Origin of the sequence: Pseudomonas sp. MPFS (genome assembly GCF_022537035.1) — a bacterium.
In the GTDB taxonomy this organism is placed as follows: Bacteria; Pseudomonadota; Gammaproteobacteria; order Pseudomonadales; family Pseudomonadaceae; genus Aquipseudomonas; species Aquipseudomonas sessilinigenes.
In genome coordinates, this window is record NZ_CP066123.1 from 1841352 (window position 1) to 1868063 (window position 26712).

Consider the following 26712-nt stretch of genomic DNA (forward strand, 5'->3'; position numbering starts at 1 on the left):
ATTTTGAGGGGTCAGGGTATGAATAAGTCGTCGTCTGCACAGGGTTCCGAAGATCCGATCCTGCAATGGGTCACCTTCAAGCTGGATAACGAGTCCTATGGCATCAACGTGATGCGGGTCCAGGAAGTCCTGCGCTACACCGAGATCGCTCCGGTGCCGGGCGCGCCCAGCTATGTCCTGGGGATCATCAACCTGCGGGGCAATGTGGTCACCGTGATCGACACTCGCCAGCGCTTCGGCCTGGTGCCCACCGAGGTCAACGACAACACTCGGATCGTCATCATCGAAGCCGACAAGCAAGTGGTCGGGATCATGGTCGACAGCGTGGCCGAAGTGGTCTACCTGCGTCAGTCGGAAGTCGAGACTGCACCGAATGTCGGCAATGAAGAGTCGGCCAAGTTCATCCAGGGCGTCTGCAACAAGAACGGCGAGCTGCTGATCCTCGTCGAACTGGACAAGATGATGAGCGAAGAGGAATGGTCGGAACTGGAGAGTATCTGATTGATCCTCGAGGTAGCGGTTATTGTCCTGGCGATCTTCTGGGTCGCCACACTGGCCATGTTCTTGTCTTATGCCCGCAACCAGCGCCAGATCGCTGCGCAGCAGGCAGAAGGCGACGCCCTGCGCGACCAGCGGATCAAGGAGCTGGCCAAGCGCGTCGACCATTACCAGAACGGTACGGTGCGCATGGGCGAAGACCTGCATGAGCTGCGCGCAGTCGTGGCGCCGTTGCCGGACAAGCTGGCCCAGCTGGAGCAGCGAGACCCCTCAAGTCTGTCCTTCGCCCAGGCTGCCCGCCTGGTCGGCATGGGTGCCAGCGTTGACGAGTTGACCCAGTCCTGCGGCCTGACCCAGGCCGAGGCAGAGCTGGTCAGCAAGCTGCACAGAGGCTGACCGTCAGCCGCAAGCCGCAAGCTTCAAGCTTGCGGCTCATGGCTTGCAGCGGCTCTTCTAGTAATCGTCGCCGCGTTCGGTGACGTCCTTCTCCGACTCTATCTGTTGCGGATCGTGGCCTGCCGGGAACTTGCCCTTGAGGTTCCAGGCGAACGCGATGATCTCGGCGATGGTCCGGTACAGCTCCGGCGGAATGCTGTCGCCCAACTCCAGCCGGGCCAGCAATCTCACCAGTTCGGCGTTCTCATAGATCGGTACTTCATAGTCCCGGGCAATCTTCAGGATGGCTTCGGCCAGTTCGTCATCGCCCTTGGCGGTGAGCATCGGGGCCTGTTGGCCGTCATATTTCAGGGCGATGGCCTGGCGGGGTGGGGCAGAGTGCTTCATGCGGTTTCGTCGACCCAGCGTTGTTCCAATCGGGTTTGTGGACCTTGGGGAGGGATGCCGAGGTGGCAATCCAGGTCGCCGACATTCAGGCCCGAGGCCAACAAGCGCTCGCGCAGGTTGCCCAGGTGGCTTTCGATCAGGCTTGCGGTGTAGGGGCGCTCAGCCCACAGCTGGCTGCAGAGGCGGCCCTGGATCAATTGTGCCTGGACTTGCAAGGGGCCCAGCGGCTCCAGGTCGAAGGCCAGGTCCACTCGCCATAGCGCCTGCCTGGGCTCGCGTTCCTCACGTTTGTTCTGGGGCTGTTGTTCCGGCTCGGGCGGCTCCTCGCGTTGCAGCTTGACCTGCAACGGCACGATGTCCTGCAGGTTGCGCATGGGGATTTCCAGCTGCCAGGTCGTCAGCAGTCGACCGTCGTCGGTGCGCCCGCTTTGTTCCAGGCTGGCCAGTTGATGGCTCTGCAGGCGTGATATCGCTGCAGCAGCCAGGCGCAGCAGTTGTTCCAGGCTGTCTGAACCTTCCAGGCTCTGCAACAAGCGTTCGGGGAGCGGGAAGCCACCGGGCGTGGGCTTGCTGGCGAGTTGGCCGAGGGTTCCCAGTGCACCGCGCACGAAGTTCGGTAGCGACTGGGCCAGTGTGCTGGCGGCCAGGATGGCATTGAGGCTGGTGGAGGAGGGCAGGGCTGGCGTCAGCTGTGCGACCAGGCGTAGCAGGTCGGCCTTGAGGTCCGATGCCTGGCCTGGATTGCCGGTGGCCAGTTGGGCTTCCAGAAACGCACCGCTGCCCAGCAGCGCTTGAGCCACCCCACGGCTGGTACTCAGTTGTTGCGCATCGGGCAGGTTGCCCAGCAGGCGCTCGATTGCTGAGCGCAGTTGCGTGTCTGCCTGGTCGCTGTCGGCCGGCAGATTTTGCAAGGCATTGAGCAGAGCCCCCAAGGAGCCCTGGCGGCCTTGTTGGGTCGCCAGTTGGGCGGCAATGGCCAGTTGATCCTGGCGGTTGCTCAAGGGGACGAAATTCAGGGTCTGAGCGTCGCTGACCAGGGCGCTCAACAAACTGCCGATACGCAGTGGCTGCGGGCTTTCCAGGCTCAGGGTGCTGCCGCTCTGGGCGGTGTTGAGCAGGCTCACCAGGGAGCGGTACACCACGGGTTGGTTGCTCCCCTGGGGCAGCGCCTGGGAAGTCAGTACCTTGCCCTGCAGCAGGGTGCCGGGTGGCAGTTGCGTGGTGTCCAGTCGGGTCAAGGCGGCAACGCTGGAGGCGATGGCCTGCTGCACCGTGATGGCCAGGTTGCCCGCCGACGGTTGGGTCACCGCCAGGCTGGTGCCCTGGGGCAGGGGTTGGCTGCTGGTGGCCTGCAAGGTGGTTTGCCGGCCATTGTCCAAGGTCAGCTTGAGCAGCAGCTCGAAGGTCTGGTCGGTCTGCTTGAGCGACAGCACTTCAGCCTTGGCGCTCTGGCCGGCGGCGATCAGCCCTTCCAGCGGCAGCGTCAGCTTGAGCAGTTCACCACTGGGCACCTGGGGACGCGAGGCGCCGGGAGCGGGCGTCGGTGGCAGCGGGAGGATGTTCATTTCGCCTGTCATTCGGACACAACCTGTGGAAATTAACCCCCTATAAGGTAGGGACTCACATGTATAATGCCGCCCGTCTTTGAAGGAGTGGTAAAAACAATACAATTGTTTGACGCAGCTCTCTAGAACAGGCCGCCAATGCATTTATCCTGCATCCCTTTAACGGCCGCTCCACTGCCGACTTGAACCCGTAAAGGCCCGTTATCCCTTGACCAGCCCTCTTCTCGAAGCCGTTGCACTCGCTTGTGAGCGCGATTGGCGGATGCTGTTTGAACACCTCGAGTTGCGCCTGACGGCTGGAGACATGGTGCAGATCAGCGGCCCCAATGGCAGTGGCAAGACCAGCCTGCTGCGCCTGCTTGCCGGACTGATGCAACCCACCAGTGGCCAGGTACTGCTCAATGGCCAGCCACTGCATGCCCAGCGTGCCGAACTGGCGCGCAATCTGTTGTGGATCGGGCATGCCGCTGGCATCAAGGATCTGCTCACTGCCGAGGAAAACCTGCGTTGGCTCTGCGCCCTGCATCAACCGGTTCGGCGCGAAGCGATCTGGCAGGCCCTGGCTGCCGTTGGCCTCAAAGGTTTCGAAGACGTGCCCTGCCATACCTTGTCCGCCGGCCAGCAGCGTCGCGTGGCCCTGGCGCGCTTGTACCTGGACAGCCCACCGCTGTGGATTCTCGATGAGCCCTTCACCGCCCTCGACAAGCAAGGGGTGGCCCAGCTCGAGGAGCACCTGGCTGCCCACTGCGAACGAGGCGGCATCGTGCTGCTGACGACCCACCACAGCCTGACCCGGACGCCATCGGGTTATCGCGATATCGATCTTGGACGGTGGGCCGCATGAGTGTCTTTGCCTTGTTGGTCGCCCGGGAAGCACGGCTGCTGTGCCGTCGCCCGGCGGAGTTGGCCAACCCCCTGGTATTTTTCGCAATCGTTGTCGCATTGTTTCCGCTGGCGGTGGGACCTGAGACACAATTGTTGCAAACCTTGTCTCCTGGGCTGGTCTGGGTAGCGGCCCTATTGTCCGTCCTGCTCTCGCTGGACGGGCTGTTTCGCAGTGATTTCGAAGATGGTTCCCTGGAGCAGTGGGTCCTTTCGTCGCACCCCCTGGCACTTCTGGTCCTGGCCAAGGTACTGGCACACTGGGTTTTTTCTGGTCTGGCACTAGTATTGCTGTCGCCTTTGCTGGCCGTGATGCTGGGGCTGCCGGTAGCTTGCCTGCCGGTGCTATTGCTCTCGTTGCTGCTGGGCACGCCGGTACTCAGCCTGCTTGGAGCGGTAGGCGCGGCATTGACGGTGGGACTCAAGCGCGGCGGCCTGTTGCTGGCGCTGCTGATCCTGCCTTTGTATATCCCGGTGTTGATTCTGGGCAGTGGTGCCTTGCAGGCAGCATTGCAAGGGCTGCCGGCGACGGGTTTCCTGCTATGGCTTGGTAGCCTGACTGCCCTGGCAGTAACCCTGACACCCTTTGCAATAGCTGCTGGCCTGAAGATCAGCGTCGGCGAATAATGAGGTCTGGTTGTTTTTTAACCAGTAAAGACCCTGGCTGTTCGTGAAAGCGAAGAGCAACCGTGATGGAAACAACGAATGAACTGGACCTGGTTTCATAAGCTCGGCTCGCCGAAATGGTTTTACGGCATCAGCGGCAAGCTGCTGCCCTGGCTGAGCGTTGCCGCCGTGTTGCTGATCGGTATCGGCGTGGTCTGGGGCCTGGCCTTTGCACCACCGGATTACCAGCAGGGCAACAGCTTCCGCATCATCTACATCCATGTGCCGATGGCGATGCTGGCCCAGTCCTGCTATGTCATGTTGGCCGTATGTGGCGTGGTCGGGCTGGTGTGGAAAATGAAACTGGCCGACGTCGCCTTGCAATGCGCGGCGCCCATCGGCCATTCCATCACGTTCCTGGCGCTGGTGACCGGGGCCATCTGGGGCAAGCCGACCTGGGGCTCCTGGTGGGTCTGGGATGCCCGGCTGACCTCGATGCTCATCCTGCTGTTCCTGTACGCCGGCCTCATGGCCCTGAACGCCGCCATCAGCAACCGCGACAGCGCCGCCAAGGCCTGTGCGGTACTGGCGATTGTCGGTGTGGTCAACATCCCGATCATCAAGTACTCGGTGGAGTGGTGGAACACCCTGCACCAGGGCGCCACCTTCACCCTGACCGAAAGACCTGCCATGCCAGTGGAAATGTGGCTGCCGCTGTTGCTGACGGTACTGGGTTTCTATTGCTTCTTCGCCGTGGTGCTGTTGCTGCGCATGCGTCTTGAGGTACTCAAGCGCGAAGCCCGGACCAGCTGGGTCAAGGCCGAAGTCCAACGCAGCCTGGAGGCCGCACAATGAGCTTTGCATCCTTCAGCGACTTTCTCGCCATGGGCCATCACGGCCTGTACGTCTGGTCGGCCTATGGCATCTGCCTGGTGGTCCTGGTGCGTGAGCTGGTGGCGCCGATCCTGGACCGCAGGAGCTATCTGCAACAAGAGGCGCGTCGTCTGCGCCGGGAGAACGGTAAGTGAATCCGCTGCGTAAAAAGCGTCTTTTGATCATCCTGGCGATCCTGGTAGGCGTGGGCATCGCCGTCGGCCTGGCCCTCAGTGCGCTGAAGGAAAACATCAACCTGTTCTACACCCCGACCCAGATCGCCAATGGCGAAGCCCCCCATGACACCCGCATCCGTGCCGGCGGCATGGTCGAGGCCGGTTCCCTGCAGCGCTCCGCCGACTCGCTGGACGTCAAGTTCGTGGTCACCGACTTCAACAAATCCGTGACCATCACCTACCGCGGCATTCTTCCGGACCTGTTCCGCGAAGGGCAGGGCATCGTCGCCCTGGGCAAGATCAATGCCGATGGCGTGGTGGTGGCCGATGAAGTACTGGCCAAGCACGACGAGAAGTACATGCCGCCGGAAGTCACCAAGGCCCTGAAAGACAGCGGCCAGTCTGCTCCGACCCCGGCCAAGGAGGGTTAAGCCATGAGTTCCGCATTGTTCGTTCCCGAGCTCGGCCACCTGGCGATGATCCTGGCGCTGTGCCTGGCCCTGGTCCAGGCGGTGGTGCCGTTGCTGGGCGCCTGGCGTGGCGACCGCCTCTGGATGAGCCTGGCGCAGCCGGCGGCCTGGGGGCAGTTCGCCTTCCTGGTGTTCGCCTTCGGCTGCCTGACCTACGCCTTCATGAATGACGATTTCTCGGTGGCCTACGTCGCCCACAACTCCAACAGCGCCTTGCCCTGGTACTACAAGTTCAGCGCCGTGTGGGGCGCCCACGAAGGCTCGCTGTTGCTCTGGGCGCTGATCCTGGGCGGCTGGACCTTCGCCGTATCGGTGTTCTCGCGGCAGTTGCCGCAAGTGATGCTGGCCCGGGTACTGGCGGTGATGGGCATGATCAGCACCGGTTTCCTGTCGTTCCTGATCGTGACCTCCAACCCCTTCGCGCGGATCCTGCCCCAGGTTCCGGCCGATGGGCGCGACCTCAATCCGCTGTTGCAGGACATCGGCCTGATCGTCCACCCACCGATGCTCTACATGGGCTATGTCGGTTTCTCGGTGGCCTTCGCCTTCGCTATCGCTGCGCTGCTCGGCGGCCGCCTGGATGCCGCCTGGGCCCGCTGGTCGCGGCCCTGGACCATCGTCGCCTGGGCGTTCCTGGGCATCGGCATCACCCTGGGCTCCTGGTGGGCCTACTACGAGTTGGGCTGGGGTGGCTGGTGGTTCTGGGACCCGGTAGAAAACGCTTCCTTCATGCCCTGGCTGGTGGGCACCGCACTGATTCACTCCCTGGCCGTCACCGAGAAGCGCGGGGTGTTCAAGAGCTGGACCGTGCTGCTGGCGATCGCGGCGTTTTCCCTGAGCCTGCTGGGTACCTTCCTGGTCCGTTCCGGGGTCCTGACCTCGGTCCATGCCTTTGCCGCCGATCCTGAGCGCGGCGTGTTCATCCTGTTCTTCCTGTTGTTCGTGGTGGGCGGTTCCCTGACCCTGTTCGCCCTGCGCGCACCGGTGGTCAAGAGCCAGGTGGGCTTCAGCCTGTGGTCACGGGAAACCCTGCTGCTGGGCAATAACCTGGTGCTGGTGGTGGCGGCGTCGATGATTCTGCTGGGCACCCTGTATCCACTGGTGCTGGATGCCCTGAGCGGCGCCAAGCTGTCGGTGGGCCCGCCGTACTTCAACGCCCTGTTCATTCCGTTGATGGCCTTGCTGATGGTGGTGATGGCGGTTGGCGTGCTGGTGCGCTGGAAAGACACCCCGGTGAAGTGGCTGCTGGGCATGCTCGGTCCGGTGCTGCTGGGCAGCGTGGCCCTGGCCGTGGTGGCCGGCATCGCCTATGGCGACTTCAACTGGGCGGTGCTGGCGACCTTCATGCTGGCAGCCTGGGTGTTGCTGGCCAGCGTGCGGGACATTTTCGACAAGACCCGCCACAAGGGCCTGATCAAGGGCCTGCCGAGCCTGACCCGCAGCTACTGGGGCATGCACCTGGCGCACGTGGGTATCGCGGTCTGCGCCCTGGGCGTGGTGCTGTCGAGCCAGAACAGCGCCGAGCGCGACCTGCGCCTGGAGCCGGGCGAGTCCATGGAACTGGCCGGCTACCACTTCATCTTCGAGGGCGCCAAGCACTTCGAAGGACCTAACTTCACGTCCGACAAGGGCACTGTCCGTGTCGTGCGCAACGGCAAGGAAGTGGCGGTGCTGCACCCGGAAAAACGCCTGTACACCGTGCAGAGCTCGATGATGACCGAGGCCGGGATCGATGCCGGTTTCACCCGTGACCTCTATGTCGCCCTGGGCGAATCCCTGGGTGATGGCGCCTGGGCCGTGCGGGTACACGTCAAGCCATTCGTGCGCTGGATCTGGCTGGGCGGTCTGCTGACCGGCCTGGGCGGGATGCTGGCGGCACTGGACCGGCGCTATCGAATCAAGGTGAAAAGCCGAGTGCGCGAGGCACTGGGCATGACGGGAGCCACCGCATGAAGCGCTGGATGATGATGTTGCCCCTGGCGGCGTTCCTGGTGGTGGCGGTGTTTCTCTACCGCGGCCTGTACCTGGACCCGGCCGAGCTGCCATCGGCGATGATCGGCAAGCCGTTCCCCGAGTTCTCCCTGCCTTCGGTGCAGGGCGACAAGACCCTGACCCGTGCCGACCTGCTGGGCAAGCCGGCGCTGGTCAATGTCTGGGCCACCTGGTGCATTTCCTGCCGGGTCGAGCATCCGGTGCTGAACAAGCTGGCCGAGCGCGGCGTGGTGATCTACGGGATCAACTACAAGGACGTCAACGCCGATGCCCTGAAGTGGCTGGCCGAGTTCCACAATCCCTACCTGCTGGACGTGCGTGACGAAGATGGCTCCCTGGGCCTGAACCTTGGTGTGTATGGCGCTCCGGAAACCTTCTTCATCGATGCCAAGGGCATCATCCGCGACAAGTATGTCGGGGTGATCGACGAGGTGATATGGCGCGAACAGCTGGCTGCCAAGTACCAGGCCCTGGTGGACGAGGCCAAGCCATGAAGCGCTGGTTATTCGCCGCCCTGTTGGGTTTGAGCATTGCGGGGGTGGCCCATGCCGCCATCGACACCTACCAGTTCGCCAATGACAGCGAGCGCGAACGCTTCCATGAGTTGACCAAGGAACTGCGCTGCCCCAAGTGCCAGAACCAGGATATCGCCGACTCCAACGCGCCCATCGCCGCGGACTTGCGCAAAGAGATTTTCCGCATGCTCGGCGAGGGCAAGGACAATCAGCAAATCGTCGATTTCATGGTCGACCGCTACGGCGACTTCGTACGCTACAACCCGGCCCTGACCGGCAAGACCGCCTTGCTCTGGTTCGGCCCCGCCGCCCTGCTGCTGGGCGGCCTGGTGATCATCGCCGTGATTGTCCGGCGCCGCCGCGCCCAGCGCGGCGACAGCCCGAACACGCTTTCCGCCGAGGAGCGGCAGCGCCTTGACCAACTGCTGGATAAAAACCACCCATGATTGATTTCTGGCTTGCGGCAGGCCTGTTGCTCCTGATCGCCTTGAGTTTCCTGTTGATCCCGGTATTGCGCGAACGTCGCGCCCAGCGTGAAGAGGATCGGACCGCCCTGAACGTGGCGTTGTATGAAGAGCGCCTGGCCGAGCTGCAGGGCCAGCAGCAAGAAGGCGTGCTCACTACCGAGCAACTGGACAGCGGTCGCGCCGAGGCCGCCCGCGAGTTGCTGGCGGACACCGAAGGCAGTGGCCAGGCCAGCGGTTCGCGCCTGGGCAAGCCGCTACCCTTGCTGGCTGCGTTGCTGGTGCCGGTACTGGGCGTGGCCTTGTACCTGCACTTCGGCGCCAGCGACAAAGTCGAACTGACTCGCGAGTTCGCCCAGGCGCCGCAGACCATGGAGGAAATGACCCAGCGCCTGGAGCGTGCGGTGGCGGCCCAGCCGGACTCCGCCGAAGGGCTGTACTTCCTCGGGCGTACCTACATGGCCCAGGACCGGCCGGCGGACGCGGCGAAGATCTTCGAGCGCACCGTGGCCCTGGCCGGACGTCAGCCCGAGCTGCTGGGGCAGTGGGCCCAGGCCCAGTATTTCGCCGACGACAAGAAGTGGTCGGACAAGGTCCAGGCCCTCACCGACGAAGCGCTCAAGGCCGACCCCAATGAAGTCACCAGCCTGGGCCTGCTGGGCATCGCTGCGTTCGAGGCCGAGCGGTTCCAGGACGCCATCGACTACTGGAAGCGCCTGCAGGCGCAATTGCCGCCGGACGACAAGTCCCGTGCTGCCCTGCAAGGCGGGATCGACCGGGCCAGCGAGAAACTGGTGGCTGCCGGGGGCAAGGTTGCCACCGAGCCGACGGCCAAGGCCAAGGGTGCACTGATCAAGGTCCGGGTCGACCTGGCCGCCGAGCTCAAGGCCAAGGTCCAGCCAGGCGACAGCGTATTCATCTTCGCCCGTGCCACCCAGGGGCCGCCTGCGCCACTGGCCGCCAAGCGCCTGACGGTCGCCGACCTGCCGACTACCGTCGAGCTGGGCGATGCCGATGCGATGATGCCGCAGTTGAAACTGTCGAACTTTCCTGAAGTCCAACTGGTTGCGCGCGTATCCCGTGCCGGCCAGCCAATGACCGGCGAATGGGTCGGGCGTAGCCAGCCCCTGGCCAGCAGCACCCGTGCCGCCCAGCAGCTGACCATCGACACTCCGGATCAATAAGCAGAGAAGCCGTCATGACCGCCATCGCTCGCATCACCCTGTTGTCACTGGTCCTGGGGTTGAGCGCTTGTACGGTCCATCGGCCGCTTCCCCCCCGTTCCGAGCCCATCCCGCCAGCGGGGCCGAGTACGCACCCGGCCCCCAGCCCGGCCCCGTCGACCAGGCCGGTCACGCCCCATGCCCCCGCGCCTGCGACCAAGCCCTTGCCTCGCACTTCCACCCACTTCGCACCGCCGCCTGGTGGCAACAGTCACTGGGATGCGCGACTGGGGGTCTATGTGCTGGATAACCAGAGCAACACCTTCTACCGCCAGCGCACCTATTACCGCTGGAACAATGGTTGGAGCCGCGCCATCAGCCCCGACGGCCCGTGGGAGGACACCGATATCCATGGTGTGCCAGCAGGGCTCGGGCGCCAGTTCCAGTAAGCCGGGCTACCGGCTCTGCCACCGGGCCACAGGCTCGGGTCTCCCATTTAAGCCACCGGCTCGCTGGCCGATACAGCGGGGTGTTCCCGAGTAGTGGCTATCGAGTGTCCGATGAAGAAAGACCTGAACAAACCCTATTTTGCGCCGATGTTTTTCTGGCTGGTGGTGATCGGCGTTCTGCTGCTGGTATATGGCATGGGGCCGGCCGAAGTGCCGGAGCTGATCTATCTGTCGGTACAACCGTTGTCCTTGCTGGTGGTCTTCGCCTTTTTCTATTACCTGTGTTGCTGGACCTTGATCTCGGTGTTCCCACTGGGCGAGGTGGGCTGGAAGAAGGTGGATTATCTTTGGTTGGCCCTGGCGTCCATGGCGTTGGTCAGTGCGACCCAGGTGGTGCGGGTGGACTGGTTCCAGACCGACTTCCATCTGGCCCAGGGCGCCGAGTCCGGCTTGCAGCGACGGGTGATGGCGGACATCGACGACCTGCTGGCCCCCGAACAGTGCAAGTCGGCGCCCCAGCGCCTTGAACCCCAGGACGCCACCAAGGTAGCCAGCCTGTGCGAGCGCTTCGCCACACTGCCGCGCATGGCCGATGGGCGCTTGTCGACACTCGGCGTGGTCCAGGTGGAACAGGCCCTGGAGTCGCTACAGGGCGAGTATTCCTCACCCCTGGTCAGCCAGTGGCTGGAACGTATCGGGACCGACTTCTCCGAGCAAAAGCGCCAGCGCGAGGAAGTCCGCCGCCTGCATCAGCTGACGCAGGCCAGCCAGGCTGAAAAAACCTACAGCTACTGTTCTCCCTTGCTATTGGTGATTGCCCTGGCCCTGCGAGCTGCCAAGGTCACCGGCGAGGTGCTGCTCAAGGCGCCGCGGCGGCGCAAGCTGTGGCTGATCGTCAATCGGCGCGTGGTCCTCGATGGCCAGGGGTTTGCCCGTGGAGCCCGTGCCCGCCTGGACGAAGCCTTGAGGAACTGGCGAGTTGCGCAGTGGGGGGTGGTGCACCTGGCGTGCGATTTCATCGCCCCGGCCAGCCCACAGGACACCCAGGTGCCGGTGGGGGCAGGGTTCTACGAAAATGAATTCCATCTGGCTAACCTCGCTGAATTCGATAGCAGCGAATTCGTCGAATGGACTGCCAGCCAGAGCATCGATCTTCTGTACCTGGTGGGGGAGACCGACGCCGGGCTGATCGAGCGCGTGCGCCGCTGGGGCCAGGAGTGTAACGTCGAGGTCCTGATTCGCGAGCGGATCTGAGTGCCTGTTCGTCCTTGCCTCCTGGGCTTACGGCTGCCAGCCAAATCCCGGGCTTTCACCGAACCATTGCACGGCCTGCTCTCGAAAGGCATCGACCAGTTGGGAGTCGCTCTGGGCCCGTGACTGGGCCAGGACGATGCGTTGCAGGGGCAGGGCTTCACTGATTGGGCGTACCGCCAGGGGCTGGCCGTCGTAGCTGTGGTCGCCAAAAGGCCGGGTATACGCCACTGCCACGCCCAGGCCGTTGGCCACCAGGCCGCGTTGCAGCTCGAACGAGTGGGTCTTGCTCAGGTTTTGTGGTTGCAGCCCATGGAAACGAAACAGATCCAGGAAGTGCTGCCAGCTATAGGCCTGTCCAGTCAGTACCAGGGGATACTCGCAAAGTTGCTGCAGGCTAACCTTGTGCTGCGCGGCCAGAGGATGGTTGGCTGGCAGCAGCGCATGGGCCGCCAACTCGCACAGTACGGTGGTGTGGACGCCGTCCGGCAGGCCCAGGTCGTAGCTCAGAGCGACGTCCAGGCTGCCATTGCTCAATTGCTTGCCAATCTGGTCGAAGCCACATTCGCGAATCGTCACCCTGATGGCTGGATGACGCTGCTGCAAACCCCGTAGTAGCTGCGGCAGGCAGTAGGGCGCCAGGTCCTCGAAGCAAGCCAGCATCAGCTCTCCGGACAGGGCGTCGTTGGTGGCCAGGCTCTCCAGTTCATGTACCCCAGCCAGGATCTGCCGGGCCTTGTCCATCGCCACACGGCCGAAAGGGGTGAGCGTCATGCCTAGCCCACGCTGGCGAATGAACAGCAACTGGCCCAGGTGCCCCTCCAGCTCGCTGATCGCCGCAGATATTGCAGGCTGCGACACGTTCAGGTGTTCGGCGGCTTGGGTGATGTTGCTGTGGCGAGTGACCGCCAGGGCATATCGCAGGTGGCGCAGGCTGATCTTCATAAGAAATTCCGAGGAGCCAGATCGGAACATATTATTTTATTTTTGCCAGGGCCTGGGGCGATAGTCGGCGTGCCGTCGCGATGGGGTGGGTCCGCCCTGGCGTGCCGGCGACATCCTACAAGAGCCTGACAGCGTCTCAGCCGACGATCAGGCCGTACCACATCGCTGAGGAGTAACCCATGCCGAACCACGCGATCCTGCCTGAAGTACAAGCATCGATTCCCTCCATGATTGCCCTGCGCCAGCATCTGCACGCCCATCCCGAGTTGAGTTATGAGGAATTCGCCACCAGCGAACTGGTCGCCGAGAAGCTGCGTGAGTGGGGGTACGAAGTCCACCAGGGGCTGGCCGGCACCGGGGTGGTCGGCTCGCTGCGCAAGGGCCGCAGCGGCCGGGTCATTGGCTTGCGGGCGGACATGGACGCGCTGCCGATCCTGGAGAGCAGCGGCTTGCCTTATGCCAGTCGCCATGAAGGCAAGATGCACGCCTGTGGCCACGACGGGCATACGGCGATGTTGCTCGCCGCCGGCCAGTGCCTGGCTCGGGATATCGACTTCGATGGCACTGTGCGCCTGATTTTCCAGCCTGCCGAAGAGGGGCATGTAGGGGCGCGCAAGATGATCGAGGATGGCCTGTTCCAGTTGTTTCCCTGCGATGCGGTGTTCGCCATGCACAATTGGCCGGGCCTGCCGGTGGGGCGCTTTGGCTTCCTGGCCGGGCCGTTCATGGCCTCGGCCGATACCGTGACCATTCGCATCCACGGTCGTGGTGGCCACGGGGCCATGCCCCACGACACCGTGGACCCGGTGGTGGCCGCTGCCTCGCTGGTGATGGCTTTGCAGACCGTGGTGGCGCGTAATGTGCCGCCCCTGGACATGGGTGTGGTGGGGGTCGGGGCGATTCACGGTGGCAGCAGTTCGTCGGTGGTGCCCACCAGTGTCGAGCTCGCCGTGACGGTCAGGGCCTTGAAAACATCCATCCGTGACCTGCTGCTCAAGCGCATCGATGAACTGGCCCAGGCACAAGCCCAGGCATACGGCGCGACGGCCGAGGTGCTGGTCAGCCCCAATGCCTTTCCCGTGCTGTTCAACCATCCGCGGGAAACCGAACTGGCGCGCCGTGTGGTCCAGGACTGGCTGGGCAACGACGGCCTGGTGCCCGATATGCAGCCGATGACCTGCAGCGAGGATTTCTCCTTCATGCTGCAAGCCTGCCCTGGCAGCTACCTGATCATGGGCAATGGCGAGGGAGAAGAGGGCGGCTGCCTGCTGCACAACCCAGGTTACGACTTCAACGATGCCGGGCTGCCTTATGGCGCTACCTACTGGGTCAAGTTGGTGAGCGCCTTCCTCGATCCCGACGACTGATCCACACCTCCTGACAATGATACCGACCAGGCCCGTCCGGCTTGGTCGGTTGTGGATAGGTATGCCTTGGAGAATCCCATGACTGTTCTTCGCCAGTCCCATCTGCCGCTTGTCGCATCTGACCTACCTGTATCGCGCCGTCGAGTGATCGTTGGCACCACCATCGGCAATGCCCTGGAGTTCTTCGACTTCACGGTTTTCAGTTTCCTGATGCTGTTTATCGGTCCCTTGTTTTTCCCGGCAGCTTCCGCTTACGGCCAGCTGTTGTTGACCACTGCCACCTTCGGCGTGGGTTTCCTGATGCGTCCGGTAGGGGCGATGCTGATCGGCTCCTACTCCGATCGTTTCGGGCGGCGTTCGGCATTGACCCTGACGCTGTTCCTCATGGGCCTGGGCTGCGGCCTGATGGCCTTGACTCCGACCTATGCCCAGATCGGCATGGCCGCCCCCCTGGTCATGGCCCTGGCGCGGTTGATCCAGGGTTTCGCGGCCGGGGGCGAGGTGGGGGCAGCGACCACTTTGCTGGTCGAGCATGCACCGGCATCGCAGCGGGGCTTCTATGCCAGCTGGCAGTTCGGCAGCCAGTCCCTGGGGATCTTTCTCGGCGCGATCATGGTGGCAGCCCTGGTGGCGGGGCTGGGCCAGGGGGCGATGGCTGAATGGGGGTGGCGCATCCCGTTCTTCATCGGGATGCTCACCGCCCCGGTGGGGTGGTACATCCGCCGGCATCTGGAGGACACGCTGGTGGCCGGCGTGCCCAGTGCGCAGAGTCGGCAGGCCATGGAGCGTGCTGCTCGCAGCAGCCCTTTGCGCGAGTTGTTTGGCAAGCACAAGGCAACGCTGTGCAAAAGCGTGCTGCTGATGCTGGGGGCCATGGTCTCGACCCAGATCATTGCCTTCTACATGCCGGCCTATGCTGCCCGGGTGCTGGGCTTGCCCACTACTTCCAGCCTGCTGGCCAGCGTGGTGGTGGGCGCGGTGTGTTTCCTGCTGTCGCCATGGGTGGGTTGGCTGGCCGATCGCTGGGGGCGCAAGCGGGTGATCTTCCATTCAAGACTCTTGACCCTGGTCGCGATCGTGCCGTGTTTCCAGTGGCTGATTGCGGCTCCAAGCCTGTCCAGCTTGCTCCTGATCATCGGTTTGCTGTCGGTGCTGCTGACCTTGCAGACGGTGCCGGGCATCACCATGTTGCCGGAGATGTTCCCCAAATCCGTGCGCACCACGGGCATGGCGGCAGCGTATGGGATCGGCGTCTCGGTGTTCGGCGGCTTTGCCCAGTTCTTCGTGACCTGGTTGCTGCAGGTGACCGAGCAGGCCCTGGCCCCGGCCTGGTACATGATGGCGACAGTGGCCCTGTCCACCCTGGTGCTGCTGTGGGTCCGTGATCGTACCGGCGAAGACATCGATGGCGGCTGAGTCCGGGCCGCCACCGCTACGCCCTGTCCCGCTCCAAGAGCAACGATGCATGTGCTTACATTTTTTCCGATAGCAGGCTAATGTTTTTCTTCGGCCCTGGTGCTGGCAGCCTGGCGCCGTGCAATCCGTTCAACAGAGGAAGGCGCTCCTATGAATCGGTCTTTGCTTGGCCTGTTTCGCAGTATCCAGTGCATTGCCCTGGCAGCCATGCTGGGCAGTGCACTGGCCCAGGATGCTCCCGGCATGCGGGTCGGTGTACGTGGGGAGATCGCCGGGATCAGTGGCGATGTACTGCGGGTGCATGTCACAACCGGCGAGAATGTCAGTGTCGAGCTGACGCCGCAGACCCAGGTGCGTGCCGTGACCCTGGCCAATATCGAGGACATCAAGCCCGGCAGCTACATCGGCTCGGCGGCGGTGCCCATGGCCGACGGCACTCTCAAGGCCCTGGAGGTGCATGTGTTTCCGCCGCAGATGGCCGGGACCGGCGACGGCCACCGGCCTTTCGACCTGGCCAAGGGCAGCAGCATGACCAACGGCAGCGTTGGTGATCTGGTGGTGAGCAATGGCCGGACCCTGACCGTCAACTACAAGGGTGGCCAGCAGAAGATCCTGGTGCCTGACGATGTGCCCATCATCAATCTGCTGCCGGGGGATCGCAGCTTGCTCAAGTCCGGGGTCAAGGTGGTGATGTTCGTCACCCAGGGTGCCGACGGCAAACTGACTGCGCAATCGATTTCCGCTGGCAAGGACGGGGTGAAACCGCCGATGTAGGTTCGTCGTCCGGTGTTGCGTTGCCGGATGTTTCCATACTGGGGTTGTGCTGGCGGTCCGCCGGGCCCTGGTTTAGGGTTTGCGGTCGTTCAATAACGGCGGAGTCCCTTATGGAAAAGTCAACGTTCAATCCGGCCACGGTGTTCAACTCGTTGCAATACGGTTTCAGCCAGGCCGTGGAGGTGAGGGGCGGGCGGCGCTTGCTGCTGTCCGGGCAGGTGGGGGTGGACGAGTACGAGCGGACCGTGGGCCCGGGCCTGCGGGAGCAGACCGAGCAGGCGTTCGACAATATCCAGCGGGTGCTGGCCGAGGCCGGTGGGGCGTTGGCGGATGTGGTAATGCTGCGGATCTATATCGCCGAAGCGGCCCGGGACCAGCAGGAGCACATCAGCGCGGTCTTGCTCGAGCGCTTTGCCAGCCAGCCACCGGCGTCTTCGTGGATCATTGTCAGCGGCCTGTCGCTACCCGAGTGGCTGATCGAAGTCGAGGCAGAGGCAGTGCTGGAGGAGCGTCAGCAGGTCGTCGAAACGGCGCTGTTCAATCCGGCGCGGGCCATCTGACCGCCAGTCAAGAAAATGCTAGGAGCGAGGCTTGCCCGCGATGGACTCGGAGCGCTGCGTTTATCCAGTGAACACGCGCTACCATCGCGAGCGAACTTCGCTCCTACCGGGATCACCTCGCTTAACTGATCGGCATTAACCGCACAGATCGCTTTTTCTATTCACCCGCGAGGGGTCACTTGGCGTTGGTGTAGATCTGGTCGAAGATCCCGCCGTCGTTGAAGTGGGTCTTCTGCACGCTGCGCCAGTCGCCGAAGGTCTTCTCCACCGAAAGGAAGTCGACTTTCGGGAAGCGGTCGGTGAACTTGGCCAGCACCTTCGGATCCCGCGGGCGCAGGTAGTTGTTGGCGGCGATCTCCTGGCCTTCCGGCGACCACAGGTACTTCAGGTATTCCTCGGCGGCGGCGCGGGTGCCTTTCTTCTCCACCACCTTGTCCACTACCGACACCGGAGGCTCGGCTTCGGCGGAGACGCTCGGGTAGATCACCTCGAACTGGTCGCGGCCGAATTCGCGGGCGATCATTTCCGCCTCGTTCTCGAAGGTCACCAGCACGTCGCCGATCTGGTTGGTCATGAAGGTCGTGGTGGCGGCGCGGCCACCGGTGTCCAGCACCGGCGCCTGTTTGAACAGCTTGCCGACGAAGTCCTTGGCCTTGTTCTCGTCGCCGCCGTTCTTGAGCACGTAGCCCCAGGCCGAGAGGTAGGTGTAGCGACCGTTACCCGAGGTCTTGGGGTTGGGCACGATCACCTGCACGCCGTCCTTGAGCAGGTCCGGCCAGTCCTTCAATGCCTTGGGGTTGCCCTTGCGCACGATGAACACCGTGGCCGAGGTGAAGGGGGCGCTGTTGTCCGGCAGGCGGGTGACCCAATTGTCCGGGACCAGCTTGCCGTTGTCCGCCAGGGCGTTGATGTCGGTGGCCATGTTCATGGTGATGACGTCCGCCGGCAGGCCGTCGATCACCGAGCGCGCTTGCTTGCTGGAGCCGCCGAAGGACATCTGCAGGGTGATGTTTTCGTTGTGCTCGGCCTTCCAGTGCTTCTGGAAGGCGGCGTTGTAGTCCTTGTAGAAGTCGCGCATCACGTCGTAGGAAACGTTGAGCAGGGTCGGTGCGGCCTGGGCGGCGCCAGCCAGGGCCAGGCCGGCGGCCAGGAGCGAAGCGCTGAAGAGTTTTTTCACTGCACATTTCCTTTTATTCGAGAGTGAAGGCAATTTGCCGCCGACTATAGCCGGGGCGCTATATCTCTTTAAAGATTGAAAAGTACTTTGCTTATTCCATTTTCTTAAAAAGGGCATTACCGCAGCGTGAACAGAAGGCGGCGGCCGGCTCGTGGTGGTTCTTGCGGCACACCGGGCAGTCGTGTTTGAGCTGCTCGCCGCGCATGGCGCTGGCCAGCTCGGCGGTGAAGATCCCGGTGGGCACGGCGATGATCGAGTAACCGGTGATCATCACCATGGACGAGATCACCTGGCCGATCACCGTCTTGGGCACGATATCGCCGTAGCCCACGGTGGTCAGGGTGACGATGGCCCAGTAGATGCCCTTGGGAATGCTGGTGAAGCCGTGCTCCGGGCCTTCCACCACGTACATCAGGGTGCCGAACACCGTGACCAGGGTGCAGACGCTGAGCAGGAACACCAGGATCTTCTGCTTGCTGCCGCGCAGGGCGTCGAGCAGGTAGTGAGCCTGCTTGAGGTAGGGCGCCAGCTTGAGCACCCGGAAGATCCGCAGCATGCGGATGATGCGGATGATCAACAGGTACTGGGCGTCGCTGTAGTACAGGGCGAGGATCCCGGGGACGATCGCCAACAGGTCCACCAGCCCGTAGAAGCTGAAGGCATAGCGCAGCGGCTTGGGCGAACAATACAGGCGCAGCCCGTACTCGATGGCGAAGATCAGGGTGAAGCCCCATTCGATGTACGCCAGGACGTTGGCGTAGTCGCGGTGCACCTGGTCGATGCTGTCGAGGATCACGATCACCAGGCTGGCGAGAATGATCAGCAGCAAGGTGGTATCGAAGCGTCTTCCAGCCACGGTGTCGGTCTGGAAGATCATCACGTAGAGGCGTTGCCGCCAGTTGTCGCTGTTACCCATGGAAATCGCCTGAATCGAAGATCAGCGAAGCCTAGGTGGATTCGTCGCGCTAGCGCAAGGCGCCTCGCTGCGTGGCGTGCGGCCCAACACCCGATTGCAGGCCAGCACCAGCCAGCAGGCAAGGACGAAGGGGCCGGTCAGGGGCGGCAAGCCTATCGCGGCGATGCCGGGGGCGATCAACAGCGCCAGGACCATGCCCAGCAGCGGCCACCAGGGGCGCAGGCCAAGTTGGCCCAAGGCCAGGGCCACCAGCGCGCAGTTGTAGCCGGCCAGTCCCGAGAGCGCCTGGCCGGGCTCCTGCAGCATGACCGCCAGGGCCAGGCCGAACCCCGAGCCGCCCAGGGCCCAGATCGCCGCCCGACGGTTGGCCAGCAGCAGGCCAGCGAAGACCAGCAGCCCCGCCAGCCAGTCGCCGAGGAACATCACCTGGCCCAGGCCCTGGAACAGGCCGCCCAGCAGCCCCGTGGGTGACAGCCCTGCGGTTTGCGGGTGGGCGGCCAGCGGCGTGAACAGGCCCGCCAGGAGCCAGCCGAGGCCGACGAAGGGCGCGGTGTAGGCCGGCAGCCGGGCGGGTTGCCGGGCACGCTTGAGCCACTGCTGGGTGATGATCGCGCTCAGGCCGCCGGCGGCGATGATCAAAGGTGGCAGCAAGATCGACCAGGGCAGGTACAGGCTCAGCAGCAGCCCGAGCAATACGCCGTTGTAGCTGAATAGCCCGGCTTGCCGATCGGCCTTGGCGTAGCCCCGTTGCTGGGCCGTCAGCAGTCCGGCCAGGGCGCCGAGCAGGGCGCCACCGAGCAGCGCCGGAGCGCTGGCCAGGATCGCCAGCAGGCACAGCAGGCCGCACAGCGGGTCGCGCTGGAGAAAGATCTGGCTGAAGCCATTGAGCAGGGCAGTGGCCCAATCGGGGCAGAAAGCGTTGAACGACTGTGACGGCATGATGGACATCGGTCAGTGCGGCCGCTGTTGGCTGCGTCCGGCCCATCAGGCTCTCTCTGTGGAGAGCGCTGAATGGACCGGGGTCGCAGCGTCGGCAGTGGGGCAGGTCAGAGAAGGGTTTCGACACGCAGGGAGTTAGTCGTCCCAGGTTGGCCAAACGGCACACCCGTGGTGATCACGACGGTATCCCCGCGCTTGGCCAGGCCTTGGGCCTGGGCGATTTCCAGGGCCGTGGCACACACTTCGTCCACTTGGCGCAGGCGATCGTTGACCACCGAATGCACACCCCAGGCCACGCTCAGGCGGCGGGCCGCCAGCAGGTTGGGGGTCAGGTTGAGAATGGGCACCGACGGTCGTTCCCTGGCGGCGCGCAAGGTGGAGCTGCCGGATTCGCTGTAGTTCACCAGCACCGCCACCGGCAGGATGCTGCAGATACGCCGGATCGCACAGCTGATGGCATCGGACACCGTGGCTTCGGCCTGGGGCCGGCTGACGTCCAACTGGGCCTGGTAGTCCGGTCCGGTTTCCACCTGGCGGATGATCTTGCTCATCATCTGCACGGCTTCCAGCGGGTACTCGCCTGAAGCGGTTTCCGCCGACAGCATCACCGCATCGGCGCCTTCGGCCACGGCATTGGCGACATCGGTCACTTCAGCCCGGGTGGGCGCCGGGCTGAAGCGCATGGACTCCAGCATCTGCGTGGCCACCACCACCGGCCTGCCCAGTTGGCGGCAGGTACCGATGATGTCCTTCTGGATCTGCGGCACGGCTTCGGCCGGTACCTCGACTCCCAGGTCGCCCCTGGCCACCATGATTGCGTCGCTCAGTTCGGCGATTTCCCGCAGTTGAGCCACTGCCGAGGGTTTTTCGATCTTGGCCATCAGGAAGGCCTTGTTGCCGATCAGCTCCCGGGCTTCGCGGATATCTTCCGGGCGCTGCACGAAGGACAGCGCCACCCAGTCCACCCCCAGTTCCAGGCCGAAGCTCAGGTCGCGGCGGTCCTTGGCGGTCAGCGGGCTCAGGTCCAGCACCGCCTGGGGTACGTTGACCCCCTTGCGGTCCGAGAGCTCGCCACCGTTGAGCACCGTGGTGTCGATGGCGTCGGCATGCCTGGCCAGGACTCGCAAGCGCAGCTTGCCGTCGTCCAGCAGCAGGTCCATGCCCGGCTCCAGGGCGGCGATGATCTCCGGGTGCGGCAGGTTGACCCGCTGGGTGTTCCCGGGTGCCGGGTCCAGGTCCAGGCGCAGGGCTTGGCCGCGCACCAACTGGACCTTGCCGTCGGCGAAGGTGCCGACTCGCAGCTTCGGCCCTTGCAGGTCCATGAGGATGCCCAGCGGGTGGTTCAACTCGCTTTCGATCTGGCGGATCCAGGCATAGCGCTGGGCATGATCGGCATGGCTGCCGTGGCTGAAATTGAGCCGGAAGATGTTCACTCCGGCTTGTACCAGCTCACGGATGTCCTCGATGCCGTCGGTGGCCGGGCCCAGGGTGGCGAGGATCTTGACCTTCTTGTCAGGCGTCATGTTTGGTGGTCTCGAGAATCAGGATGGCGCGGAAGTCGTTGACATTGGTACGGGTCGGCTCGGTGACGATCAGGCTGTCCAGGGCCGCGAAATAGCCGTAGCCATTGTTGTTGTCCAGCTCGTCGCTGGCGTTCAGGCCCAGGGCCGTGGCGCGGGCGAAGCTGTCCGGGGTCATGATGGCCCCGGCGTTGTCCTCGGAGCCGTCGATGCCGTCGGTGTCGCCAGCCAGGGCGTAGATGCCGGGATGGCCCTTGAGGCTGTCGGTCAGGCTTAGCAGGAACTCGGCATTGCGCCCGCCACGGCCCGTACCGCGTACCGTGACCGTGGTCTCGCCACCGGACAGGATCACGCAGGGCGCGGCCAGGGGTTGGCCATGCAGGGCCACCTGGCGGGCGATGCCGGCGTGGACCTTGGCCACCTCGCGGGACTCGCCCTCCAGGTCGCCGAGGATCAGCGGGCTGAAACCCGCCTGGCGCGCCTTGACTGCCGCCGCCTCCAGGGATTGCTGAGGCCGGGCGATCAGCTGGAAATGGCTGCGGGCCAGGCACGGGTCGCCGGGCTTGACGGTTTCAGACTCGGGGCTCTGCAGCCAGGTGCGCACCGCCGGCGGTACCTCGATGGCGTAGCGCTGGAGGATCGCCAGGGCCTGGGTCGAAGTGCTGGGGTCGGCCACGGTGGGGCCGGAGGCGATGACCGTCGCCAAATCGCCGGGAACATCGGAAATCGCATAGGTGTAGACCGTGGCTGGCCAGCAGGCCTTGGCCAGGCGCCCGCCCTTGATCGCCGAAAGGTGCTTGCGCACGCAATTCATCTCGCCGATGGTGGCGCCGGACTTGAGCAGGGCCTTGTTGAGCGCTTGCTTGTCGGCCAGGGTGATGCCGGCGGCGGGCAGGGCCAGCAGCGCCGAGCCACCGCCGGACAGCAGGAAAATCACCCGGTCCTGTTCCGTCAGGTCGCTGACCATCTCCAGCACCCGCCGAGCCACGGCCAGGCCGGCGGCATCGGGCACCGGGTGGGCCGCTTCGACCACCTCGATCTTGTGGCAAGGGGCGCCGTGGCCATAGCGAGTGACCACCAGCCCACGGACTTCGCCCTGCCAGTTGCGTTCGACCACCTGGGCCATGGCCGCGGCGGCCTTGCCGGCGCCGATGACGATGACCCGGCCGCTGCGGTCGCTGGGTAGGTGGGCTTCGAGGACATGTTGCGGATGGGCGGCGTCGATGGCTGTGGCAAACAGCTCACGCAGCAATTGTTGCGGATCGACCGACATGGCGGGCTCCCGGATTCTTGTTATGGGGGCGTGAAACAGGTGTAGCCACCGCCAAGGGCGGTGTCAGGGTCGGCAGGGCCTGTCCGTGGCCCGCAGTGATGCGTTTCCTGCGGACCTTCGCACAGCCCGGGGCGGTGGCTACGAATGCTGCTTAGTGTTTGTCGCGGATCGAGAAGTTGGCCATGTGCTCCAGGCCCTTGATCAGGGCCGAGTGGTCCCAGTTGCCACCACCGATGGCGTTGCAGGTGCTGAACACCTGCTGGGCGTTGGCGGTGTTGGGCAGGTTGATGCCCAGCTCGCGGGCGCCGCTGAGGGCCAGGTTGAGGTCCTTCTGGTGCAGGTTGATACGGAAGCCCGGGTCGAAGGTGCCCTTGATCATGCGTTCGCCATGCACTTCCAGGATGCGCGAGGAGGCGAAGCCGCCCATCAGCGCTTCGCGCACCTTGGCGGGGTCGGCGCCGTTCTTCGCGGCGAACAGCAGCGCTTCGGCCACGGCCTGGATGTTCAGGGCAACGATGATCTGGTTGGCCACCTTGGCGGTCTGGCCGTCGCCGTTGCCGCCGACCAGGGTGATGTTCTTGCCCATGCTCTGGAACAGCGGCAGGGCGCGATCGAAGGCCTGGCTGTCGCCGCCGACCATGATGCTCAGGGTCGCGGCCTTGGCCCCGACTTCACCGCCGGACACCGGGGCGTCCAGGTATTGCGCGCCTTTTTCGTTGATCTTGGCGGCGAAGGCCTTGGTCGCGGTGGGCGAGATCGAACTCATGTCGATGACGATCTTGCCCTTGCCGATCCCGGCAGCCACGCCGTCGGCGCGCAGCAGAACGTCTTCGACCTGGGGGGTGTCGGGCACCATGATGATCACGAACTCGGCTTCCTGGGCCACTTCCTTGGGGGAGGCCAGGGCCACGGCGCCGGCGGCGATCAGGTCGGCCGGGGCCTTGCCGTGGTGTTCCGAGAGCAGCAGGTTGTGGCCGGCCTTCTGCAGGTTGGCGGCCATGGGGTGGCCCATGATGCCGGTGCCGATGAATCCGATTTTAGCCATGGGAAAATCCTCTTTTTATTGCTCTATAAGGTTGCGGGTGCCAAGGCATCCGTCTTGCGGGCAGCCTGGCCCCTACCGTAGGGGCGAGCAGCATCCGGCTGGCCCGCGATGAACGATGACGCGGTGGCCGATCAGATGGCGTTGTGGCTCTTGAGCCAGCCCAGGCCCGCTTCGGTGGTGGTCAGCGGCTTGTACTCGCAGCCGACCCAGCCCTGGTAGCCGATGCGCTCCAGGTGCTCGAACAGGAAGCGGTAGTTGATCTCGCCGGTGCCCGGTTCGTTGCGCCCGGGGTTGTCCGCCAGTTGCACGTGGTTGATCTGCTCCAGGTGGTTGGCCAGGGTCCGGGCCAGGTCTCCTTCCATGACCTGCATGTGATAGATGTCGTACTGCAGGAACAGGTTGGCGCTGCCGACCAGCTCGCGGATCGACAGCGCCTGGGCGGTGTTGTTGAGGTAGAAGCCGGGAATGTCTCGGGTATTGATGGCTTCCATTACCAGCTTGATGCCCACGGCCTGGAGCTTGTCGGCGGCGTACCTGAGGTTGTCGACGAAGGTCTTTTGCACCAGAGCCTCATCCACGCCCTGGGGGCGGATGCCGGCCAGGCAGTTGACCTGGGTGTTGCCCAGGACCTGGGCATAGGCGATGGCCAGGTCGACCCCGGCGCGGAATTCCGCGACCCGGTCGGGCAGGCAGGCGATGCCACGCTCGCCCTTGGCCCAGTCGCCGGCCGGCAGGTTGAACAGCACCTGGGTCAGGCCGTGGGCGTCGAGCTGGGCCTTGATCTCGGCCGAGCTGAACTCATAGGGAAACAGGTACTCGACCCCGCTGAAGCCGGCATCGGCGGCAGCCTTGAAACGGGCGAGGAAGTCCTGTTCGGTGAACAGCATGGACAGGTTGGCGGCAAAACGCGGCATGGTGGTCTCCTGTGGATCTATCAAGTCCTGTCGCCGCTGGCACGGGCTGCGCAACGGTTCGAGGAACCTTGCGCGATACCAGAGCCCGTTTGGGGCGATCGCAGCCTTCGGCAGCGGCAACAGACACTGTGCGGGTGGGTCAGTCGAGCAGGGAAATTGCAGTGGGGGCGTCGTTGCCCACCAGTGCCAGGTCCTCGAACTCGTTGACCGCGTTGATCTCGGTACCCATGGAGATGTTGGTCACCCGTTCCAGGATGATCTCCACCACCACCGGTACCTTGAAGGTTTCGACCAGCTCCTGGGCCTGGCGCAGGGCCGGCTGGATATCCTTGGGCTCGAACACTCGCAGGGCCTTGCAGCCCAGGCCTTCGGCCACCGCGACGTGATCCACGCCGTAGCCATTGAGCTCGGGAGCGTTGAGGTTGTCGAAGGACAACTGCACGCAGTAGTCCATCTCGAAGCCGCGCTGGGCCTGGCGGATCAGCCCCAGGTAGGAGTTGTTCACCACCACGTGGATGTACGGCAGGTTGAACTGCGCACCCACCGCCAGCTCTTCGATCATGAACTGGAAGTCGTAGTCGCCGGACAGTGCCACCACCTTGCGGCTTGGGTCAGCCTTGACCACCCCCAGGGCCGCGGGAATGGTCCAGCCCAGCGGGCCGGCCTGGCCGCAGTTGATCCAGTGGCGTGGCTTGTAGACGTGCAGGAACTGCGCGCCGGCGATCTGCGACAGGCCGATGGTGCTGACGTAGCAGGTGTCCTTGCCGAACACCTGGTTCATTTCCTCGTAGACCCGCTGCGGCTTGACCGGCACGTTGTCGAAGTGGGTCTTGCGCTGGAGGCTGGCCTTGCGCTGCTGACAGTCGTGCAACCAGGCGCTGCGGTCCTTGAGCTTGCCGGCCGCTTGCCACTCGCGGGCCACTTCCAGCAGTACGGTAAGGGCGCTACCGGCGTCGGAGACGATGCCCAGGTCGGGAGTGAAGACCCGGCCGATCTGGGTCGGCTCGATGTCCACGTGGATGAACTTGCGGCCTTCGGTGTAGACATCCACCGAGCCGGTGTGGCGGTTGGCCCAGCGGTTGCCGATGCCCAGTACGACATCGGACTTGAGCAGGGTGGCGTTGCCGTAGCGATGGGAGGTCTGCAGGCCGACCATGCCCACCATCTGCGGGTGATCGTCGGGAATGCTGCCCCAGCCCATCAGGGTCGGGATCACTGGGATGCCGGTCAGCTCGGCGAACTCCACCAGCAGCTCGCTGGCATCGGCGTTGATCACCCCGCCGCCGGCCACCAGCAACGGCCGTTCGGCCTGGGCCAGCAGGGCCAGGGCTTTCTCGGCCTGGACCCGGGTGGCCGAGGGCTTAGCCAGGGGCAGGGGCTGGTAGGCGTCGATATCGAATTCGATTTCCGCCATCTGCACGTCGAACGGCAGGTCGATCAGTACCGGGCCAGGGCGGCCGGAGCGCATTTCATAGAAGGCTTTCTGGAAGGCGTAGGGCACCTGACCCGGCTCCAGCACGGTGGTGGCCCACTTGGTCACCGGCTTGACGATGCTGGTGATGTCCACGGCCTGGAAGTCTTCCTTGTGCAGGCGGGCACGGGGAGCCTGGCCGGTGATGCAGAGGATCGGGATGGAGTCGGCCGAGGCACTGTACAGGCCGGTGACCATGTCGGTGCCGGCGGGGCCCGAGGTGCCGATGCACACGCCGATGTTGCCGGCCTTGGTGCGGGTGTAGCCCTCGGCCATGTGCGAGGCGCCTTCGACGTGGCGAGCGAGCACATGATCGATGCCGCCGACTTTCTGCAGTGCGGAGTACAGCGGGTTGATGGCAGCGCCCGGGATGCCAAAGGCGGTGTCGACCCCTTCACGGCGCATCACCAGAACGGCGGCTTCGATTGCTCTCATTTTGCTCATTATTTTGTGCCTCTTACGTTTGTAATTGTATACAAGTGGCTTTGCGCAGAGTGTATTCACGGCGAGCTGCGCAGGTCAATGGCTTTTCTTGGAAGCAGACGGCTGCGTATTTAGCCCCGATAAACCGGTGTCATTTTGTCGCATGGGCTATATTTCAGCAATTATTGTATACAAAAACAAAGTTCATTGTGTTCTATTCGTTGCATCGAGCTTCTCCTGAAATGAGCTCCACCAGGCTTTCCAATAACAAGATGAGGACGGCAC

28 protein-coding genes are annotated in these 26712 nt (G+C 64.0%); 17 read left to right on the forward strand and 11 right to left on the reverse strand.

What is annotated here, in order from left to right; genetic code table 11:
* Positions 1 to 18: 18 nt before the first annotated feature.
* Both I9018_RS08540 and I9018_RS08545 read left to right on the forward strand, forming a co-directional pair.
* Positions 19 to 501 carry a chemotaxis protein CheW gene (locus I9018_RS08540; RefSeq protein ID WP_011060011.1) on the forward strand — a complete coding sequence of 161 codons (483 nt, stop codon included), beginning with the start codon at positions 19 to 21 and terminating at the stop codon, positions 499 to 501.
* On the forward strand, positions 502 to 894 hold the full coding sequence (locus tag I9018_RS08545; protein WP_068578458.1) for a DUF2802 domain-containing protein: 393 nt from the start codon (positions 502 to 504) through the stop codon (positions 892 to 894).
* Positions 895 to 951: 57 nt separating this feature from the next.
* Here the strand turns inward: I9018_RS08545 and I9018_RS08550 are convergent, their stop codons facing one another.
* Both I9018_RS08550 and I9018_RS08555 read right to left on the reverse strand, forming a co-directional pair.
* On the reverse strand, positions 952 to 1281 hold the full coding sequence (locus tag I9018_RS08550) for an EscU/YscU/HrcU family type III secretion system export apparatus switch protein (protein WP_124346128.1): 330 nt from the start codon (positions 1279 to 1281) through the stop codon (positions 952 to 954).
* Complete coding sequence (locus I9018_RS08555) at positions 1278 to 2858, reverse strand: flagellar hook-length control protein FliK (protein WP_241109203.1); 1581 nt, start codon at positions 2856 to 2858, stop codon at positions 1278 to 1280. Before I9018_RS08555 ends, I9018_RS08550 begins: the two co-directional genes overlap by 4 nt.
* A 196-nt stretch (positions 2859 to 3054) precedes the next feature.
* Here I9018_RS08555 and ccmA point away from each other — a divergent pair, with 196 nt between their 5' ends.
* From ccmA to I9018_RS08610, 11 genes are all read left to right on the forward strand, one after another.
* The gene (ccmA, locus tag I9018_RS08560; protein ID WP_068578474.1) at positions 3055 to 3690 is read left to right on the forward strand and encodes a cytochrome c biogenesis heme-transporting ATPase CcmA; all 636 of its coding nucleotides are present in this window, start codon (positions 3055 to 3057) and stop codon (positions 3688 to 3690) included.
* Positions 3687 to 4355: a heme exporter protein CcmB gene (gene ccmB, locus I9018_RS08565; protein WP_068578476.1), complete on the forward strand. Its 669-nt coding sequence runs from the start codon at positions 3687 to 3689 to the stop codon at positions 4353 to 4355. The genes ccmA and ccmB overlap by 4 nt, the downstream gene beginning before the upstream one ends.
* 78 nt (positions 4356 to 4433) lie before the next feature.
* Complete coding sequence (locus I9018_RS08570) at positions 4434 to 5189, forward strand: heme ABC transporter permease (protein WP_068578478.1); 756 nt, start codon at positions 4434 to 4436, stop codon at positions 5187 to 5189.
* Complete coding sequence (ccmD, locus tag I9018_RS08575; protein WP_022643069.1) at positions 5186 to 5362, forward strand: heme exporter protein CcmD; 177 nt, start codon at positions 5186 to 5188, stop codon at positions 5360 to 5362. Before I9018_RS08570 ends, ccmD begins: the two co-directional genes overlap by 4 nt.
* Positions 5359 to 5814, forward strand: coding sequence for a cytochrome c maturation protein CcmE (gene ccmE / locus I9018_RS08580; protein WP_068578480.1), 456 nt, complete (start codon positions 5359 to 5361; stop codon positions 5812 to 5814). Before ccmD ends, ccmE begins: the two co-directional genes overlap by 4 nt.
* A 3-nt stretch (positions 5815 to 5817) precedes the next feature.
* Entirely contained in the window at positions 5818 to 7806 is a 1989-nt protein-coding gene (locus tag I9018_RS08585; RefSeq protein ID WP_068578483.1) for a heme lyase CcmF/NrfE family subunit, read from the forward strand.
* Positions 7803 to 8339, forward strand: a complete 537-nt coding sequence (locus tag I9018_RS08590) for a DsbE family thiol:disulfide interchange protein (RefSeq protein WP_124346129.1) — start codon at positions 7803 to 7805, stop codon at positions 8337 to 8339. The genes I9018_RS08585 and I9018_RS08590 overlap by 4 nt, the downstream gene beginning before the upstream one ends.
* Positions 8336 to 8806 (forward strand): cytochrome c-type biogenesis protein, encoded by a 471-nt coding sequence (locus I9018_RS08595; RefSeq protein ID WP_068578487.1) that lies wholly within the window; start codon positions 8336 to 8338, stop codon positions 8804 to 8806. Before I9018_RS08590 ends, I9018_RS08595 begins: the two co-directional genes overlap by 4 nt.
* Positions 8803 to 10008, forward strand: a complete 1206-nt coding sequence (gene ccmI / locus I9018_RS08600) for a c-type cytochrome biogenesis protein CcmI (protein ID WP_068578489.1) — start codon at positions 8803 to 8805, stop codon at positions 10006 to 10008. The genes I9018_RS08595 and ccmI overlap by 4 nt, the downstream gene beginning before the upstream one ends.
* A gap of 14 nt (positions 10009 to 10022) precedes the next feature.
* Positions 10023 to 10436 (forward strand): hypothetical protein, encoded by a 414-nt coding sequence (locus I9018_RS08605; protein ID WP_241109205.1) that lies wholly within the window; start codon positions 10023 to 10025, stop codon positions 10434 to 10436.
* A gap of 111 nt (positions 10437 to 10547) precedes the next feature.
* A complete protein-coding gene (locus I9018_RS08610; RefSeq protein ID WP_241109206.1) occupies positions 10548 to 11690 on the forward strand; it encodes a hypothetical protein in 1143 nt (380 codons plus the stop codon).
* 27 nt (positions 11691 to 11717) lie between these two features.
* Here I9018_RS08610 and I9018_RS08615 read toward each other — a convergent pair whose 3' ends face one another.
* The gene (locus I9018_RS08615) at positions 11718 to 12632 is read right to left on the reverse strand and encodes a LysR family transcriptional regulator (protein ID WP_241109207.1); all 915 of its coding nucleotides are present in this window, start codon (positions 12630 to 12632) and stop codon (positions 11718 to 11720) included.
* 179 nt (positions 12633 to 12811) lie between these two features.
* Here I9018_RS08615 and I9018_RS08620 point away from each other — a divergent pair, with 179 nt between their 5' ends.
* The 4 genes from I9018_RS08620 (at position 12812) to I9018_RS08635 (ending at position 16749) form a co-directional block, all read left to right on the forward strand.
* Positions 12812 to 13999 (forward strand): M20 aminoacylase family protein, encoded by a 1188-nt coding sequence (locus tag I9018_RS08620; RefSeq protein WP_124346133.1) that lies wholly within the window; start codon positions 12812 to 12814, stop codon positions 13997 to 13999.
* Positions 14000 to 14077: 78 nt separating this feature from the next.
* Positions 14078 to 15415, forward strand: coding sequence for an MFS transporter (locus tag I9018_RS08625; RefSeq protein WP_124346134.1), 1338 nt, complete (start codon positions 14078 to 14080; stop codon positions 15413 to 15415).
* 150 nt (positions 15416 to 15565) lie between these two features.
* Positions 15566 to 16189, forward strand: coding sequence for a hypothetical protein (locus I9018_RS08630; protein WP_241109208.1), 624 nt, complete (start codon positions 15566 to 15568; stop codon positions 16187 to 16189).
* 110 nt (positions 16190 to 16299) lie between these two features.
* Complete coding sequence (locus I9018_RS08635) at positions 16300 to 16749, forward strand: Rid family hydrolase (protein WP_124346135.1); 450 nt, start codon at positions 16300 to 16302, stop codon at positions 16747 to 16749.
* A 175-nt stretch (positions 16750 to 16924) separates the two neighbouring features.
* On the opposite strand, the gene I9018_RS08640 is transcribed toward I9018_RS08635, so the two are convergent.
* From I9018_RS08640 to gcl, 8 genes are all read right to left on the reverse strand, one after another.
* Positions 16925 to 17926 carry a sulfate ABC transporter substrate-binding protein gene (locus I9018_RS08640; RefSeq protein WP_068578499.1) on the reverse strand — a complete coding sequence of 334 codons (1002 nt, stop codon included), beginning with the start codon at positions 17924 to 17926 and terminating at the stop codon, positions 16925 to 16927.
* A gap of 91 nt (positions 17927 to 18017) precedes the next feature.
* The gene (locus tag I9018_RS08645; RefSeq protein ID WP_068578501.1) at positions 18018 to 18842 is read right to left on the reverse strand and encodes an ion transporter; all 825 of its coding nucleotides are present in this window, start codon (positions 18840 to 18842) and stop codon (positions 18018 to 18020) included.
* A gap of 21 nt (positions 18843 to 18863) precedes the next feature.
* On the reverse strand, positions 18864 to 19781 hold the full coding sequence (locus I9018_RS08650; protein ID WP_241109209.1) for an urea transporter: 918 nt from the start codon (positions 19779 to 19781) through the stop codon (positions 18864 to 18866).
* A gap of 107 nt (positions 19782 to 19888) precedes the next feature.
* On the reverse strand, positions 19889 to 21304 hold the full coding sequence (gene pyk / locus I9018_RS08655; RefSeq protein ID WP_068578503.1) for a pyruvate kinase: 1416 nt from the start codon (positions 21302 to 21304) through the stop codon (positions 19889 to 19891).
* The gene (locus I9018_RS08660; RefSeq protein WP_241109210.1) at positions 21294 to 22574 is read right to left on the reverse strand and encodes a glycerate kinase; all 1281 of its coding nucleotides are present in this window, start codon (positions 22572 to 22574) and stop codon (positions 21294 to 21296) included. The genes pyk and I9018_RS08660 overlap by 11 nt, the downstream gene beginning before the upstream one ends.
* Positions 22575 to 22725: 151 nt before the next feature.
* Entirely contained in the window at positions 22726 to 23619 is an 894-nt protein-coding gene (locus tag I9018_RS08665; protein WP_241109211.1) for a 2-hydroxy-3-oxopropionate reductase, read from the reverse strand.
* 131 nt (positions 23620 to 23750) lie between these two features.
* Positions 23751 to 24533 carry a hydroxypyruvate isomerase gene (hyi, locus tag I9018_RS08670; protein ID WP_068578509.1) on the reverse strand — a complete coding sequence of 261 codons (783 nt, stop codon included), beginning with the start codon at positions 24531 to 24533 and terminating at the stop codon, positions 23751 to 23753.
* A gap of 139 nt (positions 24534 to 24672) precedes the next feature.
* Positions 24673 to 26448, reverse strand: coding sequence for a glyoxylate carboligase (gcl, locus tag I9018_RS08675; protein WP_068578512.1), 1776 nt, complete (start codon positions 26446 to 26448; stop codon positions 24673 to 24675).
* Between the last annotated feature and the right edge of the window lie 264 nt (positions 26449 to 26712).